This is a genomic window from Isoptericola sp. NPDC060257, from assembly GCF_042726645.1.
GTDB lineage: Bacteria > Actinomycetota > Actinomycetes > Actinomycetales > Cellulomonadaceae > Isoptericola > Isoptericola nanjingensis.
Genome location: NZ_JBHXAW010000380.1, coordinates 1 through 3,262, shown reverse-complemented (window position 1 = coordinate 3,262; position 3,262 = coordinate 1). Strand labels below are relative to the sequence as shown.

The window sequence follows — 3,262 nt, the reverse complement described above, 5'->3', positions numbered from 1 at the left end:
CCCAGCCGCGGAGCTGGGGACGGCGCGGTGGAGCACGCCGCCGTGGGCCGGATCCCCCTGGCCGTGGTGGCCGTGGACCGTGAGGGCCTGGTCTCGCACTGGAGCACCGGCGCCAAGCGCCTGTTCGGCGGTTGACGTCGGTGCGCTGGGTGATCTTGGCCGCGCCGTTCCTGCAGGAACTCGCGGCCTTCCTCGCCCTGCGCCCCGACGCGCCCGCCGCGGAGGCGGGCGCGGCGCTCTGGCCGGGCCTGGCCGGGGCGGCGCGCGCCGGCGCGCTCTCCACCGCCGTCGCCCGGCTGCGGCGGTGGCTCGGTCCGGCGTCCGACGGCGGCGACCGGCTGCCGCGCCACGCGGCGGGTGACCGCCTCGCGCTGCACGACGTGGGCTCGGACGTCCGGGCGTGGGAGGCCCTCGTCGGCGACGATGTGTCCTCCGTCGCGACGGAGGACCTCGAGCGGGCGCTGGAGCTGGTGCGCGGTGCACCTTTCGCGGGCGCTCGTCCCGGGCGGTACGCCTGGGCCGAGCCAGAGCGGCAGGGGCTGTCGGCGCGCGTCGTGGACGTCGCCTGCGAGGTGGGCCGCCGACGGCTGCTCGAGGGGCGCTGGCGCGCCGCCCAGCACGCCGTCGGGGTCGGGCTGCGTGCAGAGCCCGCCCACGAGGCGCTGTGGCGGCTGCGGGTGCTCGCCGCCCACGAGAGCCGCGACGCGGCGTCGGAGACCGCCGCGGTGCAGGGCCTGCTGACCGCGACCGACACCCTCGGCGGCGACCTGACGCCGCGGACGACACAGCTCCTCGCGGCGCTCCGGCACCCGGGCTCCGAGTTCGACGGCCTCATGGCCGGCGCGCTCTGAGCGCCCTGACGGACGTGCCGTTCGCCACGGCCGCGCCGACCTCGGTCCTCGTGGGGGCGGTCGCGGGGCTGCTCGCCGGCGTCGTGCTGTGGCGGTGGCTGCGGACGGGGGCGTACCGGTACGACACCGACGAGCCGCGCTCACGCCTCGGGCGTGCGTGGACGGTGGTGCCGCTGGCTGCGGCGGGCGGGGCGGTCGCGGGGCTCGTGCCGTGGCCGCTCGCCGCCGCCGCCGGGGTGTACCTCGTCGGCGGGGCCGCGCTCGGGTGGATCGACCTGGACGTGCACCGCATCCCGGACGCCGTCACGCGCGTGTGGGGGCCCCTGGTCGCGCTGGCGCTCGGGGTGCCGGCCGCGGTCGCCGGTGACTGGGCGGTGCTCGGCCGGGCCCTGGGCGGCGCGCTCGCGCTCGGGGCGCTGTTCGCGGTGATGGCCTTCTTCAGCATGGGCCTGGGCGACGTCAAGCTCGCGGTCGTCACCGGCCTGGTCGTGGGCCCGCTCGGCGTGTCGGGCGTGGTCACGGCGCTGGTCGCCACCTGCGCCGTGGCTGCGCTCATAGCGGTGGCGCTCCTGCTGCGCGGGGCGGGGCGCAAGACCCATCTCGCGTACGGGCCCGCGCTCGTCGCGGGCGCCGCGGTCGCGCTCGTCGTCGCCGCCTGACGACGACGTCGGGACCTCCCGCGCCCGCGGGCCGCTCAGCCCAGGCGGTCGAACGACGCCTCGTAGGCGCCGCCGTGCTGCGTCATGGTGGCGTCGTCGCACTCGTACTCGACGTCGGCGCCGGGCACCGACACGGGCCGGCTGCGCTGCGTCGTCCCGGCGACCTCGTCCTCGACGGTGACCCCGGAGTAGTCCACGTCCTCGACGTGCAGGACGCCGTCCTTCGTCGTGACGTGGAACGTCGCGGTGCCGCTCCAGGTCTGGACGATCTCGCCCAGGGTCGAGTGCGTGCCGCGCAGCGCGTCGGCGTCGTCGAACCGGGCGGTCTCCGTGCCGTCCTCCCGGAACTCGAGCACGCGCCCGTCCCACCCGGTGACGTCGACGGGCTCGCCGAGCTCGGGCTGCTCCCACGTGTCGGCCATGGACGTCTGCGTCCATCGCCCGACGAGGCAGGAGTCGATCGCGGCCTCGGCCGCCGTCGTGCCGGGGGACTCGGGCGACGACGGGTCGTCGTCGCCCCCCAGGAGCAGGACGGCCCCGGTGGCCGCGCCGGCCAGCACGACGGCGACGACGGCGACGACGGCGACGACCCGGCCGCGCCGTCGGGCGGGCGGGGCGGCCGGGGGCTCCTCCGGCGGTTCCTGCGGCGTCTGCGGGGCGGCGGCACCGGGGACGTACGTGTCGGCCGCGCTCGACCATTCGTCGTCGACCGGCGCCGGGACCGCGAGGGGCACGTCGGCGGCGCCGGGCGGCGCCGGGGCGGGTGCCGCCGGGGCGTCGGCCCCGACCGGTGCGACCGGTGCGACCGGTGCGACCGGTGCGACCGGTGCGACCGGCTGCGCCTTCGCCGGCGCGGCCGGGGGGCCGGGCAGGTCGGGCTGGGCGTCGAGGATCTCGCGCACGCGGGGCCGCGCGGCGGGGTCCTTGGTGAGGCAGGCCCGGACGAAGGGCAGGAGCTCCTCGGGGCACCCCTCGAGCTGCGGGTCCTCGTGGACGACCCGGTAGTACATGAGGTCCGGCCGCCCCTGGCCGAACGGGCGGCTCCCCGTGGCGGCGAAGAGGGCCACCCCGCCGAGCGCCCACACGTCGGTCGCGGGGGAGACGTCCTCGCCGCGGGCCTGCTCGGGCGCCATGAAGACGGGGGTGCCCAGCGGGGAACCCGCGTGCGTCAGCGCCGTCGCGTCGGCCGCCCGGGCGATGCCGAGGTCGATGACGCACGGGCCGTCCGGGCCGAGGAGGACGTTGTCCGGCTTGATGTCGCGGTGCACCATGCCGGCGCGGTGCACGGCGTGGAGTGCCTCGGCCACGTGGCCCACGAGCGTGCGGACCTCGGCGGGCGGCAGCGGGCCGTCCTGGGTCACCCGGCGCGCGAGCGTCGGGCCGGGGACGTACTCGGTGGCGAGCCAGGGGGTCGCCGACGCGAGGTCGGCGTCGATGAGGGCCGCGAGGAACGGGCCGCGCACGCGGAGCGCCGCCGTGACCTCGCGCTCGAACCGGGCGCGGAACTCGGCGTCCTCGGCGTAGTCGGCGCGGATCACCTTGATCGCCAGGCGCCGGCCGCTGCGCATCGTCCCGAGGTACACCATGCCCATGCCGCCGCGGCCGATCCGGCCCAGGAGGCGGTGCCCGCCGAGCTCCTCGGGATCGTCCGCGGTCAGCGGCCGGACGCCGTCCGGCAGGGCCGTGTCGTCCGTCCGGTGCTGCGACAAGGGAGCTCTCCAGGAATGGGTCGAGGGGCGTCCCGGTGCAGGC

Annotated in this window: 3 protein-coding genes; 2 read left to right on the top strand and 1 reads right to left on the bottom strand. The window is 78.0% G+C overall.

Features of this window, described 5'->3' with window-relative positions:
• Positions 1-149 precede the first annotated feature (149 nt).
• Together ACFWEK_RS20275 and ACFWEK_RS20270 are read left to right on the top strand one after the other, a co-directional pair.
• Positions 150-851 carry a BTAD domain-containing putative transcriptional regulator gene (locus ACFWEK_RS20275; RefSeq protein WP_430555207.1) on the top strand — a complete coding sequence of 234 codons (702 nt, stop codon included), beginning with the start codon at positions 150-152 and terminating at the stop codon, positions 849-851.
• Positions 852-865: 14 nt separating this feature from the next.
• Complete coding sequence (locus ACFWEK_RS20270; RefSeq protein ID WP_430555206.1) at positions 866-1,510, top strand: prepilin peptidase; 645 nt, start codon at positions 866-868, stop codon at positions 1,508-1,510.
• A 35-nt stretch (positions 1,511-1,545) separates the two neighbouring features.
• Here the strand turns inward: ACFWEK_RS20270 and ACFWEK_RS20265 are convergent, their stop codons facing one another.
• Positions 1,546-3,219, bottom strand: coding sequence for a protein kinase (locus ACFWEK_RS20265; protein WP_430555205.1), 1,674 nt, complete (start codon positions 3,217-3,219; stop codon positions 1,546-1,548).
• Positions 3,220-3,262: the final 43 nt, after the last annotated feature.